This window comes from Streptomyces sp. NPDC088197, assembly GCF_044741185.1.
Taxonomy (GTDB): Bacteria; Actinomycetota; Actinomycetes; order Streptomycetales; family Streptomycetaceae; genus Actinacidiphila.
This window is the reverse complement of the sequence record NZ_JBIUSD010000006.1, coordinates 250,068-262,597: the sequence shown is the minus strand read 5'-3', so window position 1 is coordinate 262,597 and position 12,530 is coordinate 250,068. Positions and strand designations below refer to the sequence as shown.

General features: G+C 73.6%; 12 protein-coding genes. 1 reads left to right on the top strand and 11 read right to left on the bottom strand.

Annotated elements, in window-relative coordinates:
- Positions 1-9: 9 nt before the first annotated feature.
- The 5 genes from ACIOC1_RS17515 to def form a co-directional block, all read right to left on the bottom strand.
- Positions 10-1,155 (bottom strand): RNA polymerase sigma factor, encoded by a 1,146-nt coding sequence (locus ACIOC1_RS17515; RefSeq protein WP_401855134.1) that lies wholly within the window; start codon positions 1,153-1,155, stop codon positions 10-12.
- Positions 1,155-1,571, bottom strand: a complete 417-nt coding sequence (locus ACIOC1_RS17510; RefSeq protein ID WP_355348815.1) for a YciI family protein — start codon at positions 1,569-1,571, stop codon at positions 1,155-1,157. Before ACIOC1_RS17510 ends, ACIOC1_RS17515 begins: the two co-directional genes overlap by 1 nt.
- 141 nt (positions 1,572-1,712) lie before the next feature.
- A complete protein-coding gene (locus ACIOC1_RS17505; protein ID WP_401855132.1) occupies positions 1,713-3,158 on the bottom strand; it encodes an RsmB/NOP family class I SAM-dependent RNA methyltransferase in 1,446 nt (481 codons plus the stop codon).
- Positions 3,159-3,265: 107 nt separating this feature from the next.
- A complete protein-coding gene (gene fmt / locus ACIOC1_RS17500; protein ID WP_391160780.1) occupies positions 3,266-4,198 on the bottom strand; it encodes a methionyl-tRNA formyltransferase in 933 nt (310 codons plus the stop codon).
- 95 nt (positions 4,199-4,293) lie between these two features.
- The gene (gene def, locus ACIOC1_RS17495; protein ID WP_391046667.1) at positions 4,294-4,866 is read right to left on the bottom strand and encodes a peptide deformylase; all 573 of its coding nucleotides are present in this window, start codon (positions 4,864-4,866) and stop codon (positions 4,294-4,296) included.
- A 280-nt stretch (positions 4,867-5,146) separates the two neighbouring features.
- Between def and ACIOC1_RS17490 the strand changes: the two genes are divergently transcribed.
- Positions 5,147-5,701 carry a hypothetical protein gene (locus tag ACIOC1_RS17490; RefSeq protein WP_355348803.1) on the top strand — a complete coding sequence of 185 codons (555 nt, stop codon included), beginning with the start codon at positions 5,147-5,149 and terminating at the stop codon, positions 5,699-5,701.
- Positions 5,702-6,098: 397 nt separating this feature from the next.
- On the opposite strand, the gene ACIOC1_RS17485 is transcribed toward ACIOC1_RS17490, so the two are convergent.
- The 6 genes from ACIOC1_RS17485 to ACIOC1_RS17460 form a co-directional block, all read right to left on the bottom strand.
- Entirely contained in the window at positions 6,099-8,237 is a 2,139-nt protein-coding gene (locus ACIOC1_RS17485) for a primosomal protein N' (RefSeq protein WP_401855129.1), read from the bottom strand.
- Positions 8,238-8,321: 84 nt separating this feature from the next.
- Positions 8,322-9,539 (bottom strand): methionine adenosyltransferase, encoded by a 1,218-nt coding sequence (metK, locus tag ACIOC1_RS17480; RefSeq protein WP_401307156.1) that lies wholly within the window; start codon positions 9,537-9,539, stop codon positions 8,322-8,324.
- 145 nt (positions 9,540-9,684) lie between these two features.
- Entirely contained in the window at positions 9,685-10,911 is a 1,227-nt protein-coding gene (coaBC, locus tag ACIOC1_RS17475) for a bifunctional phosphopantothenoylcysteine decarboxylase/phosphopantothenate--cysteine ligase CoaBC (RefSeq protein WP_401855126.1), read from the bottom strand.
- A 156-nt stretch (positions 10,912-11,067) separates the two neighbouring features.
- Positions 11,068-11,340 carry a DNA-directed RNA polymerase subunit omega gene (rpoZ, locus tag ACIOC1_RS17470; protein WP_033174507.1) on the bottom strand — a complete coding sequence of 91 codons (273 nt, stop codon included), beginning with the start codon at positions 11,338-11,340 and terminating at the stop codon, positions 11,068-11,070.
- Between the two features lie 49 nt (positions 11,341-11,389).
- On the bottom strand, positions 11,390-12,013 hold the full coding sequence (gene gmk, locus ACIOC1_RS17465; protein WP_355348790.1) for a guanylate kinase: 624 nt from the start codon (positions 12,011-12,013) through the stop codon (positions 11,390-11,392).
- Positions 12,014-12,086: 73 nt separating this feature from the next.
- Entirely contained in the window at positions 12,087-12,410 is a 324-nt protein-coding gene (locus ACIOC1_RS17460) for an integration host factor (protein WP_093712873.1), read from the bottom strand.
- Positions 12,411-12,530 lie beyond the last annotated feature (120 nt).

Genomic DNA, 12,530 nt, shown 5'->3' with positions numbered 1-12,530 from the left:
ATGGGCGCGTCAGCGCTCGCGGCGGGTGTTGAGCCGGGCCGCCTGCCGGGTCAGGTGGTCGCGCTCGGCGAGGTTCGGCGCCTTCGGGGCCGCCTGCGCGTAGAGCCGGGCCGCCGTCGCCAGGTCGCCGTCGCGCTCGTGGAGATACGCGGCCACCGCCGTGTAGCGGGGCAGCGTGTCGTCGAGGGCGGCGAGCGCCGCGAGACCGGCGCGGGGGCCGTCCGCCTCGCCGACCGCCACCGCCCGGTTGAGGCGGACGACCGGGCTGTCGGTCAGGGCCGCCAGTTCGTCGTACCACTCGACGATCTGCGCCCAGTCGGTCTCCTCGGCCGTCGGCGCGTCCGCGTGGAGCGCCGCGATGGCGGCCTGGGCCTGGAACTCGCCCAGCCGGTCGCGGGCCAGCGCCGCCTGAAGGATCTCGACGCCCTCGGCGATCGCCCCGGTGTCCCACCGGCCGCGGTCCTGCTCGGCGAGCGGTACGAGGCTGCCGTCGGGCGCGGTCCTGGCGGCCCGGCGGGCGTGGTGCAGCAGCATGAGGGCGAGCAGCCCCGCCACCTCGGGGTGGTCGATCACGGCCGCGAGCTGCCGGGTGAGCCGGACGGCCTCGGCGGACAGGTCGACATCGCCGGAGTAGCCCTCGTTGAAGACCAGGTACAGGACCCGCAGCACCGTGGCGACGTCGCCCGGCCGGTCGAACCGCACGCCGGAGACGGTGCGTTTGGCCCGGCTGACGCGCTGTGCCATCGTCGCCTCGGGCACCAGATACGCCTGGGCGATCTGCCGGGTGGTCAGGCCGCCGACGGCCCGCAGGGTGAGCGCGACCGCCGACGACGCGGTCAGCGACGGGTGCGCGCACAGGAAGTAGAGCTGGAGTGTGTCGTCCGTGCCGGAGGCGGGCCCCCTCGCCGGTTCCTCGTCCACCCGGTCCTCACGCCGGCGCCGGGCCGTGTCCGCCCGCGTCGCGTCGAGGAACCGCCGCCAGGCCACCGTCACCAGCCAGCCCTTCGGGTCACGCGGCGGATCGTCGGGCCAGACGCGTACCGCTTCGACCAGTGCGTCCTGCACCGCGTCCTCGGCCGCCGCGAAGTCGGCTCCGCGCCGGACGAGGATCGCGAGCACCGCCGGGGTGAGGCTCCTGACCAGAGCCTCGTCCATCAGTGGGGGCACCCCGTGACGGTGGGGTGGGCGCCGAGGAACGGACGCAGCTCCAGCCATTCGTGGATCGGCTTCCCCCCGGCGCCGGGCGCGGCCGACAGCTCCCCTGCCAGTTCGAGGGCCCGCTCGTAGCTGTCGACGTCGATCACCATCCACCCGGCGATGACGTCCTTGGTCTCGGCGAACGGCCCGTCGGTGACCGGCGGACGGCCCTCCCCGTCGTACCGCACGAAGGTCCCCTCGGGGGCGAGCGCCTGGCTGTCGACGTACTCGCCGGTCTCCTCGAGGCGGGTCGCGAAGTCGTTCATGTACGTCACGTGCGCCGAGATCTCCTCGGGCGTCCACTGCGCCATGGGTACGTCGTTCACCGGCGCCGGGGCGCCCCGGTAGTGCTTGAGCAGCAGATACTTCGCCATGGTGCTTCTCCTCGGTGCGGATGCGGCCCATTGTGGTCGCGCTTCACCTCGGGGACGGAGCCGTGCGCGGTTTCTCGACATCGCCGCCGGATGTTTTTCGCCCGCGCGGCTGAACGCGGGCGACCGGCTCCCGGCGGGCGGTCAGGCCGTACGGCGCAGGAGGGCGAGGTACATCGCGTCCGTGCCGTGCAGGTGCGGCCAGAGCTGGATGTCGGGGCCGTCGCCGAGGGCGGGGACACCGGGCAGCAGCGGGCGTACGTCGATGCGCTCGGCGGCCGGGGCGCGGTCGTCGCGGAGGATGTCGTCCACGACGGCGCGGGTCTCCGCCAGGTGCGGGGAGCAGGTCGCGTAGCCGACGACGCCGCCGACGCGCACGGCGTGCAGGGCCTCGGTGAGCAGGCCGCGCTGGAGGGGGCCGAAGGTGGGTACGTCCTCGGCGCGCCGTCGCCAGCGCGCCTCGGGTCGGCGGCGGAGCGCGCCGAGGCCGGTGCAGGGCACGTCGACCAGGACGCGGTCGAAGGAGCCCTCGGCCCAGGCGGGGCGGGTGCCGTCGGCGACCACGACCTGGTACGGGCCGGGGTTGCCCGCCAGGGAGCGGGCCACCAGGCGGGCGCGGTGGGGCTGCTTCTCGGCGGCGACGAGTTCCGCGCCGCGCTGGGCCGCGAGGGCCGCGAGGAGCGCGGCCTTGCCGCCGGGGCCCGCGCAGGCGTCGAGCCAGCGGGCGTCCCGGCCGTCGAGCGGGACGGCGGTCAGCGCGGCGGCGACGAGTTGGCTGCCCTCGTCCTGCACGCCGGCCCGGCCCTCGCGGACCGCGTCCACGGCCGCCGGGTCACCGCCCTCGGCCAGCCGTACCGCGTACGGCGACCAGCGGCCGGGCTCCGTCGTGTCCGGCGGCAGCGACTCCATCAGCTCGCGCGCGGTCGACCGGCCGGGGCGCGCGACCAGCGTCACCTCGGGCCGCTCGTTGTCCGCCGCCAGCAGGTCCTCGATCCCGGCCCGGCCGCCGCCGAGCGCGTCCCACAGCGCCGAGACGACCCAGCGCGGATGCGAGTGCACGACGGCCAGGTGGTCCTCGGGGTCCTCGTCGTACGGCGGCGCGACCAGTTCGAGCCACTCGTCCAGGTCGTGCGCGGAGACCTTCCGCAGCACCGCGTTCACGAACTTCGCCCGGCCGTCGCCGAGCACCACCCGGGCCAGCTCCACGCTCGCCGAGACCGCCGCGTGCGTCGGGATACGCGTCCCGAGCAGCTGGTGGGTGCCCAGCGCCAGCACGTCGAGCACGGGCGGGTCCACCTCGCGCAAGGGCCGGTCCACGCAGGCCGCGATCACCGCGTCGTACGTTCCCTGCCGCCGCAGCGTCCCGTACACCAGCTCTGTCGCCAGCGCCGCGTCCCGCCGGTCGAACTCCCGGCCCTTCTTCACCGCCTCCGCCTCCGCCGCCTTCAGCAGGCCGGGCAGCACCAGATTCGCGTACGCGTCCCGCTCCCCCACCGCCCGCAGCGCCTCGAACGCCAGGATTCTGACGGGGTCACGCTGGGGTCGGCGGTACGGCTTGCCCTGCGGGCGGCGGCGCGGCTGGTCGTTCACGTGTGAAGGTGCTCCGATTTTTACGAAGGTCGGTCGCCGTCCACCCTAAGCGCCTGCGGCGCGGGGCGTACTTCTGCCCTGCGGACAGGCCCCAGGGCGTGTCCGCCCTAGGCCCCGAGGCGGGAGCCGGACGGGATGCGGGCGCCCCGGGCCCAGTCGGCGGCGGCCATCCGCTTCTTGCCCTGCGGCTGCACCTCCCCGAGGAGAACGGCGTGGCTCCCCGTCCCGACGTACACGGCGTTCTTGGCGACGCCCAGCTCGCCGGGGGCGAGGTCGACGCGGTCGGGCTGGGGCCGGACGGGCCCGAGCTTGAGGCGTTCGCCGGAGGTCAGGGTCCAGGCGCCGGGCGCGGGGGTGCACCCCCGGATGAGGCGGTCGACGCGGAGCGCGGGCGCCGTCCAGTCGACGGCGGCGTCCTCGACGGTGATCTTGGGCGCGAGGGTGACCCCGTCGGCGGGCTGGGGCCGGGCGACGAGGCGGCCGTCCTCGATGCCGTCCATGGTGGCGACGAGCAGCCCGGCGCCGCTGCGGCCGAGCCGGGTGAGCAGGTCGCCGCTGGTGTCGGTCGGGCCGATCTCCTCGGTGAGGACGCCGTAGACGGGCCCGGAGTCGAGCCCCTGCTCGATGAGGAAGGTGGACGCGCCGGTGACCTCGTCACCTGCCATGACCGCGTGCTGCACGGGCGCGGCGCCGCGCCAGGCGGGCAGCAGCGAGAAGTGCAGATTGATCCAGCCGTGCGCGGGGATGTCGAGCGCGGCCTTGGGCAGCAGCGCGCCGTAGGCGACGACCGGGCAGGCGTCGGGGGCGATCTCCCGCAGCCGGGCGAGGAAGTCCTCGTCGCGGGGGCGCGCGGGCTTGAGGATTTCGACGCCGGCCTCGGCGGCCCGCTCGGCGACGGGGCTGGCCAGCAGCTTGCGGCCGCGCCCGGCCGTCGCGTCGGGCCGGGTCACGACGGCGACGACCTCGTGCCGGTCGGAGGCCAGCAGTGCGTCCAGTGCGGGTACGGCGACCTCGGGGGTGCCGGCGAAGACGAGCCTCATCGTGCGGGGTGTGCCTCTCGATGGTGGTTCACGGGCGGGCTTTTCGGCCTGACGGCGCGACGGCGCGACGGTTCGCCGCCGTCAGGGGGCGGGCGTCACTGCCCGCGCCCGAAGGTGTCGTGCGGCGAGATCTTCACCTGCGGCACGCTGTTCTCGCCCGGCACCCGCCAGATGCCGTCCGGGCCCTCGGTCGCCTCGCGGATCGCCTTGAGCGCGGCCTTGCGCTGCTCGGTGTCGAGCCGGTCGATGAAGATGACCCCGTCCAGGTGGTCCGTCTCGTGCTGGATGCAGCGGGCGAGCCGCTGCGTGCCCTCGATCGTGACCGGGTCGCCGTACATGTTGCGGCCCTTGGCGACGACGCCGTACGCGCGCTTGCAGTCGTACGTCAGGCCAGGCAGCGACAGGCAGCCCTCGGGACCGTCCTGCTCGTCCTCGCTGAGCGTCAGCTCCGGGTTGATCAGGTGGCCCAGCTCGCCCTCGACAAAGTAGGTGAACACCCGCAGGGAGACGCCCAGTTGCGGCGCGGCCAGGCCCGCGCCCGGCGCGTCCCGCATGGTGTCGGTCAAGTCCTGCACGAGCGTGCGCAGTTCCTTGTCGAAGGTCGTGACCGGCTGCGCCGTCATGCGCAGCACCGGGTCACCGAAGAGGCGGATGGGCTTGACGGACACGGCGGCGGTCTCCTGGAACGGGCGTACGGCGGCGGCTCCGGACGCCGGGTGCCGGCCGTCCTGACCGCCCCGGGGACGGGGCAGGGGTCAATTCTAGAGGCGCGTTCGGCCCGCCGTGGCGGGGGTGCGCGCCCGGCCGCGCGCCCCCCGAGGGGTGGGCTGCGCCCCTTGCTGCGTGACTCCATGGGCGGCTGGCGCGTTGGTCAAGAGAGTTTGCCCGAATTCGGGTCAATGCACACGGCCCATTCCTTAAGTAACCGCCGGTTGGAGAGGCTTGTTGATGCCCGACCACGCAACCCCTGACGCCCAGGCACGGGCCAGCCTGCACCTGCTGGTGCGGGACATCGAAAGGGTCCGCCGCCAAGTGGACGCGCTGCGGACCCTGACCGCCCAGTTGGGCAACGTCTACCGGCCGCGCCGCAGCGGCCCCACCGCCGGATTCGTCGTGTACGGCCGCGCGCCCGCCCCGACCGTCCGGCTCGCTCAGGAGCTGCGCGACAGCGTGGAGACCCTGGTCACCGCGGCCGTGGAGTTCGACCGCTCCCTGGGGTTCTCCTGGGACGCCGTCGGCTCCGCGCTCGGCGTGACCAAACAGGCGGTGCACCGCCGGTACGGCGGGCGCCGCAGCGCGCCTCCCGGACCCGACGAGCAGGCCGCCTCCGGGCACGGGGTGGTGACCGGCAGCCCCGCGCCCCTCGCCTCCGTCCCCGCCGCCCGTTCCATGCCGGGGGCGCTTCCGCCGGGCCCGCTTCCGCTGGGGGCACTGGAAGCGCGTGAGCCACGCGACGACCGTGAGGACGCCGTCACGTCCTTCCCCGGGCCGCGCAACGGCTGACGCCGTCCCCTCCCCCCCTCCCTCCTCCGCGCCGTAGTCCCGCCGCCGCCCGCCACGCCGACAGGTCGGGCACCGCGCGCCTGCGGCGCGCTTCCGGGAGGGGGTTGCCCCCTTTTCCCCCACGACGGCCCGTCGTGGCTCGCCGTGCCTTCCCCCATCCTCCCCCCAGGGCCCTGGGACACGCGGTCCGCTTCCCACGACGGTCCGTCGTGGCTCGTCGCGCAGTTCCCCGCGCCCCTCGAAAGACCGGCCCCATCGCCACGTGCACGACTACGTGCGCTTGCCCCACGCGGCCGAGAGCCCCCGCCAGGGGCGCGGGAAAGCCGTCGCGGGACAGGGGCCGTTCGGGGCGGTCAACCGGGTCACCGGGAAAGTGGGGAACCCCCGGCGGAGCCGGTCAGCCGATGTTGGGGGGGTCCATGCGGACGTGGACCGGGTCGGAGGCGCCACGGGTGGCGCGAGCGATCTGGGCCTCTTTGAGGGCGGCGGCGAGGGCGGAGCCGGTGCCGGGGGGCACGCGGAGCAGAAGCCGTTCCCACTGCTCGCCGGGCGGCGGCTCCCCGTGGCGGCGGGTGCGGCCGGGGCCGGGCGTGGGGACGGGCAGGGGCACGGGCCCTAGCTGGTCGGTACCCGGCGGGAGCCGCAAGGTGTCGAGGAGGTCGACCACGGCGGCCGGGGGCCCGACGACCGAGGCCATCCGGGAGACCGGCGGAAAGCGCAGCTCGGCGCGTTCGGCCAGCTCGCGCAGGGCGTGCCCGGCGGGGTCCCAGCGGACGAGGGCCTGGACGGGCCGCAGGGTCGGCTCGCCGAGGATGACGACGGTGCCGCCCTCGCCCGCGGGCCGTACGAGGGCGGCGGCGTGCGCCCAGCGCCGGAGCGCCTCCTCACCGGCGCGCAGGTCGGGCCGGTTCAGCAGCGCCCAGCCGTCGAGCAGCAGGGCCGCCGCGTAGCCGGTGTCGGCGACGGGTTCGGCGCCGGGGGTGGCGATGACCAGCGCGGGGGCCGCGCCGACCGAGGCGAGGACGGTGTCGCGCCCCGAGGTGCGTACCGGCACTTTGGGGAAGGCGCGCCCCAGTTCCTCGGCCGTGCGCCGCGCGCCCACGATCTGGGCGCGCAGCCGGAAGCCGCCGCATTCGGGACAGTGCCAGTCGGCGGCGGGCCGCCCGCACCAGCCGCAGTGCGGGGTGCCGCCCTGCTCGCGGACTTCGAGCGGCCCGGCGCAGGCGGTGCACCGGGCGGGTTCGCGGCAGTTGTCGCAGGCGAGCCGGGGTACGTAGCCGCGGCGCGGCACCTGGACGAGGACCGGGCCGCGCGCCAGCGCCTCCCGCGTGACCTGCCAGGCGATCGACGGCAGCCGGGCGGCGCGCGCGGCCTCGTCCCTGGCCTGGTCGCCGTCGCCGACCGTGCGGATCAGCGGCGCCGCCGCCCGTACCTCGTCCCGGCCGGCCGCCAGCGGCAGCGCCCAGCCGCTGTCCACGAGCTGGGCCGCCTCGACGGTGCTGGTGAGGCCGCCGAGCAGGAACGCGGTCCGTTCCTCGGCGGCGCGCAACAGCAGGACGTCACGGGCGTGCGGCTGCGGAGCGTGCGGCTCGGCGTGGCTGGAGTCGCCGTCGTCCCAGAGCGCGACGAGGCCGAGGTCGGTGACGGGCGCGAACATCGCGGCGCGGGTGCCGACGACGGCCCGTACCGCGCCGCGGCTGACGGCCAGCCAGCGCCGGTACCGCTCCTCGGGGCCCGCGTCGGCGGTGAGCAGGACGTGGCGGCCCTCGCCGAGCAGTTCGGTCAGCGCCGCGTCGACCCGGGCGGCGGACCGGCCGTCGGGCAGTACGGCCAGGGCGCCGCGGCCAGAGGCGAGGGTGGTGGCGACGGCCACCGCCAGTTCGCGCGGCCAGTGCGGTCCGGGCAGCGCGAGCCAGACCGCGCGGGGCGTGTCGCCGCGGGCCAGCGCCTGGAGGTACGCGGGGCCCGTCGCGTACCGCTGCCAGCTCCCCGGCTCCGGCGCCGCCGGGTCCGGCAGCGGTCCCGGTGACGGGTCGCGCTCGGCGCGGGCCATCCTGGGCGGTACGGCGAGCTGGACGACGTCGGCGAGCGCTCCGGCGTACCGGTCCGCGACCTGGCGGCACAGCTTCAGCAGCGGCGGGGTCAGCACCTGCTCGGTCGACAGCACCTGCGCGAGCGGGGCGAGGGGGCCGCGGAAGTCGCTCTCGGCCCGCCGTTCGACGATGAAGCCGTCGTGCAGCGAGCCGCCTTCTCTCCTGCCCTTCACCACGCGCGCCCCGAAGCGGACCCTGACCCGTACGCCGGGTCTGGCCTCCTCGTCCATGGCCGCCGGCACCGCGTAGTCGAAGAACTGGTCCAGGTGCAGCAGCCCCTTGTCGACCAGCACCCGTGCCACCGGCAGCCCTTCGGCGAGGGCCGCCCCGCGCCATGTCCGCGGCTTGGCCTTGGGCTCCTTCGCCTTCTTGACGGTCTCCCGAATGAGCGCGAGCTGCTCCCCTGCGGGGGGCTCGGCGTCCTGACCGTTCTCGCTGCTCACCTTGCGATTCTTACAGACCCCTCGGACACACTCGCGCCGCCGCGAGACGGCGCCCCCATACCGGGGCGGGGGCGCCGTACGGACTTAGAGCCCGGCGGCCGAGCGCAGGGCGTCGACGCGGTCCGTCCGCTCCCAGGTGAAGTCCTCCAGCTCGCGGCCGAAGTGGCCGTAGGCGGCGGTCTGGGCGTAGATCGGGCGGAGCAGGTCGAGGTCGCGGATGATCGCGGCGGGCCGCAGGTCGAAGACCTGGCTGATGGCCTGCTCGATCTTCTCGACGTCGACGCTCGCGGTGCCGAAGGTCTCGACGAAGAGACCGACGGGCTCGGCCTTGCCGATGGCGTAGGCGACCTGGACCTCGCAGCGCGCGGCGAGCCCGGCGGCGACGACGTTCTTGGCGACCCAGCGCATGGCGTAAGCGGCGGAGCGGTCGACCTTGGACGGGTCCTTGCCCGAGAAGGCGCCGCCGCCGTGGCGGGCCATGCCGCCGTAGGTGTCGATGATGATCTTGCGGCCGGTGAGCCCGGCGTCACCCATGGGGCCGCCGATCTCGAAGCGGCCGGTGGGGTTGACCAGCAGCTTGTAGCCGTCGGTGTCGAGCTTGATGCCGTCGTCGAGCAGGGCCTTCAGCTCGACCTCGACGACGAATTCCCGGATGTCGGGCGCGAGCAGCGACTCCAGGTCGATGTCGGAGGCGTGCTGCGAGGAGACCACGACGGTGTCGAGGCGGACGGCCTTGTCGCCGTCGTACTCGATGGTGACCTGGGTCTTGCCGTCCGGGCGCAGGTACGGGATCTGGCCGTTCTTGCGGACCTCGGTCAGCCGCCTGGACAGGCGGTGGGCGAGCGTGATCGGCAGCGGCATCAGCTCGGGCGTCTCGTCGGACGCGTAGCCGAACATCAGGCCCTGGTCGCCCGCACCCTGCTTGTTCAGGTCGTCGTCGGTCGCGGCGGAACCCGCGACGCGCTTCTCGTACGCGGTGTCGACACCCTGTGCGATGTCAGGGGACTGCGCGCCGATGGACACCGAGACGCCGCAGGAGGCGCCGTCGAAGCCCTTCTTGGAGGAGTCGTAGCCGATCTCCAGGATCTTGTTGCGCACCAGGGTGGCGATATCGGCGTAGGCGGTGGTCGTGACCTCGCCCGCGATATGCACCTGACCGGTGGTGATCAGCGTCTCGACGGCGACCCGGGAGTGCGGGTCGGCCTTGAGGAGGGCGTCGAGGATGGTGTCGCTGATCTGGTCAGCGATCTTGTCTGGGTGTCCCTCGGTGACGGACTCCGAGGTGAACAGGCGGCGGGACACATCGCTCCCTGGGGTTGCAGCGGCTGCTGGCTGAATCTGGGCGGAGTGCGCAGGGCTGCGCCCGGCACTCCACTGCAAGCTTATAGTCCGCCGCCGCGGACGTGACACGGCATCTCGGCCTTTGGATTCGTGGCGGAACGCGTCATCACGCGTCCACCCGAGTGTCGCTTTCCGGCAATCTCGCGCCGACAAGATCCCACACCCGGTCCGCGAGATCCTCCTTGGGCCCGTACGGTACGGGGGTCTCGCTGCCGTCGGCGCCCAGTACCACAGCCTCGTTCTCCTCGGTGCCGAACGCCTTGCCGTCACCCACTTCGTTGACGACGAGCAGATCACAACCCTTTCGGGTGAGCTTGGCGCGTCCGTTGACGAGGACGTCGTCGGTCTCGGCGGCGAAGCCGACGACGAGCTGTCCCGGCCGGGCGCGGTGCGCGGAGATCTCGGCGAGGATGTCGGCGTTGCGGACCAGGGTGATCGGCGCGGGCTCCTGGTCGTCCTTCTTCTTGATCTTGCCCGCCGCGTACCGCGCGGGGCGGAAGTCCGCGACGGCGGCGGCCATCACCACCACGTCGGCGTCGGCGGCGGCCTTGAGCACCGCTTCCCTGAGCTGTTCCGCGGTGCCGACGGTGACGACGTCGGCGCCGGCCGGGTCGGGGAGCCCGGTGTTGGCCGCGAGGAGGGTGACCCGGGCGCCGCGCGCCACGGCGGTACGGGCCAGCGCGTAGCCCTGCTTGCCGGAGGAGCGGTTGCCGAGGTAGCGGACCGGGTCGAGGGGTTCGCGGGTACCGCCCGCGCTGATCACCACATGGCGTCCGGCCAGGTCCGGCTCGGCGGGTCCCCGGCGCAGCACGCGGCGGCAGACCTCGTAGATCTCGGCGGGGTCGGGCAGCCGTCCCTTGCCGGTGTCGACGCCGGTCAGCCTGCCGACGGCGGGTTCGATGACGACGCAGCCCCGGCGCCGCAGGGTGGTGACGTTCTCCCGGGTGGCCGGGTGCTCCCACATCTCGGTGTGCATCGCGGGGGCGAAGACCACCGGGCAGCGGGCGGTCAGCAGGGTGTTGGTGAGCAGGTCGTCGGCGAGGCCGTGGGCGGCCTTGGCGAGCAGGTCGGCGGTGGCGGGGGCGACCACGACGAGGTCGGCGTGCTGGCCGATCCGTACGTGCGGGACCTCGTGGACGTCGTCCCAGACGCGGGTGGAGACCGGGTTGCCGGACAGCGCCGACCAGGTGGCCCCGCCGACGAAGTGCAGCGCGGACTCGGTGGGCACCACCCGCACGCCGTGCCCCGACTCGGTGAGCCGCCGCAGCAGCTCGCACGCCTTGTAGGCGGCGATGCCGCCGCTCACACCCAGCACGACCTGTGGTTTCGCCATCGTGTCTCCCGACCCGAGATCCGTCGTCCGAACCGTCCTGCGACCTGTCCCGCGACCCGTTCCGCGCGGGTCACGTGACACGTCCCATGACACACCACGGGCCCGGCGGTCGCTCCGCCGGGCCCGTGCTGAAACGCGTGTGGATGTGTGCTGGCGTCAGTGCGCGGGTGCCTCGACCGCTTCGGAGGTCAGCAGACCCGCGTTGATCTCGCGCAGCGCGATGGAGAGCGGCTTCTCGTGCACGTGGGTGTCCACGAGCGGGCCGACGTACTCCAGCAGGCCCTCACCGAGCTGGGAGTAGTACGCGTTGATCTGGCGCGCCCGCTTGGCGGCGTAGATCACCAGGCTGTACTTCGAATCGGTGGCTTCGAGCAGCTCGTCAATCGGAGGATTGATGATGCCCTCGGGCGTGGTGATGGAAGAGGACACGCTCTACCTACCCCTACTACTGATGGAAAACGGAAAAGACTGAGTCAGCTCAGTCAATCTGCATCAAGGCTAGCAGCTCACGCGCTACAGCCTCGACCGAGGTGTTGACAAGGGTCACGTCGAACTCGGCCTCGGCGGCCAGTTCGACCTTGGCCGCGCTCAGCCGTTCCTCGATCACCTCGGGCGATTCGGTGCCGCGCCCGGTGAGGCGGCGGACCAGTTCCTCCCAGCTCGGCGGCGCGAGGAAGACCAGGCGCGCCTCGGGCATCGACTCGCGGACCAGCCGGGCGCCCTGGAGGTCGATCTCCAGCAGCACGGGCTCGCCCGCGCCGAGCTTGTCGAGCACGGCCGCGCGGGGCGTGCCGTAGCGGTTCCCGGCGAATTCGGCCCACTCCAGCAGTTCGCCGTTGGCGACGAGCTTGTCGAACTCGTCGTCGTCCACGAAGTAGTACTGGACACCGTGCTGCTCGCCGGGGCGCGGCTTGCGCGTGGTGGCGGAGACCGACAGCCAGACGTCGGGGTGCACCGTGCGCAGGTGGGCGACGACCGTGCTCTTGCCGACCCCTGAGGGGCCGGAGAGCACGGTCAGTCGCGGGTGTCTGTCCGGGGGGGCCGGAGTGGCCCCCTGCGAAGCGAGGGGGCGGGCCGCCCCCCGGGAGACTGTAGAACTCATGGAGCGATTATCCCTGGTTCCCGGAGGTGCTGGTGCCGCGGCGGGGCAAAGCTTGCCGGGGGCACGAGGACCGTCAGGCGGAGGCGCCGCCGAACTCGCGCTCCAGGGACGCGATCTGGTTCGAGCCCAGACCACGGACGCGACGGCTCTCGGAGATCCCGAGCCGCTCCATGATCTGCTTGGCGCGCACCTTGCCGACGCCGGGCAGGGACTCCAGGAGAGCGGAGACCTTCATCTTGCCGATGACGTCGTTCTCCTGGCCCTGCTTGATGACCTCGTGCAGAGAGGCGCCGGAGTGCTTGAGCCGGTTCTTGACCTCGGCGCGCTCCCGGCGAGCCGCGGCGGCCTTTTCGAGCGCGGCAGCGCGCTGTTCAGGGGTAAGGGGCGGAAGAGCCACGCCTACGTCACCTCGGATGTAGAGCAATCGGATATGGACCGTGTGGTGGAGCACACTCCCCCCGCGTTTACGGGGCGAGAAGCGACGCGAGTGAACGTCGCCGCTCCTGTCGGAGACTAG

Excerpts from the sequence above, each read along its gene's own strand:
- ACIOC1_RS17515 (WP_401855134.1), bottom strand. The coding sequence starts at position 1,155 with ATGGACGAGGCTCTGGTCAGGAGCCTCACCCCGGCGGTGCTCGCGATC.
- ACIOC1_RS17510 (WP_355348815.1), bottom strand. The coding sequence starts at position 1,571 with ATGGCGAAGTATCTGCTGCTCAAGCACTACCGGGGCGCCCCGGCGCCG.
- fmt (WP_391160780.1), bottom strand. The coding sequence starts at position 4,198 with ATGAGGCTCGTCTTCGCCGGCACCCCCGAGGTCGCCGTACCCGCACTG.
- ACIOC1_RS17490 (WP_355348803.1), top strand. The coding sequence starts at position 5,147 with ATGCCCGACCACGCAACCCCTGACGCCCAGGCACGGGCCAGCCTGCAC.
- coaBC (WP_401855126.1), bottom strand. The coding sequence starts at position 10,911 with ATGGCGAAACCACAGGTCGTGCTGGGTGTGAGCGGCGGCATCGCCGCC.
- gmk (WP_355348790.1), bottom strand. The coding sequence starts at position 12,013 with ATGAGTTCTACAGTCTCCCGGGGGGCGGCCCGCCCCCTCGCTTCGCAG.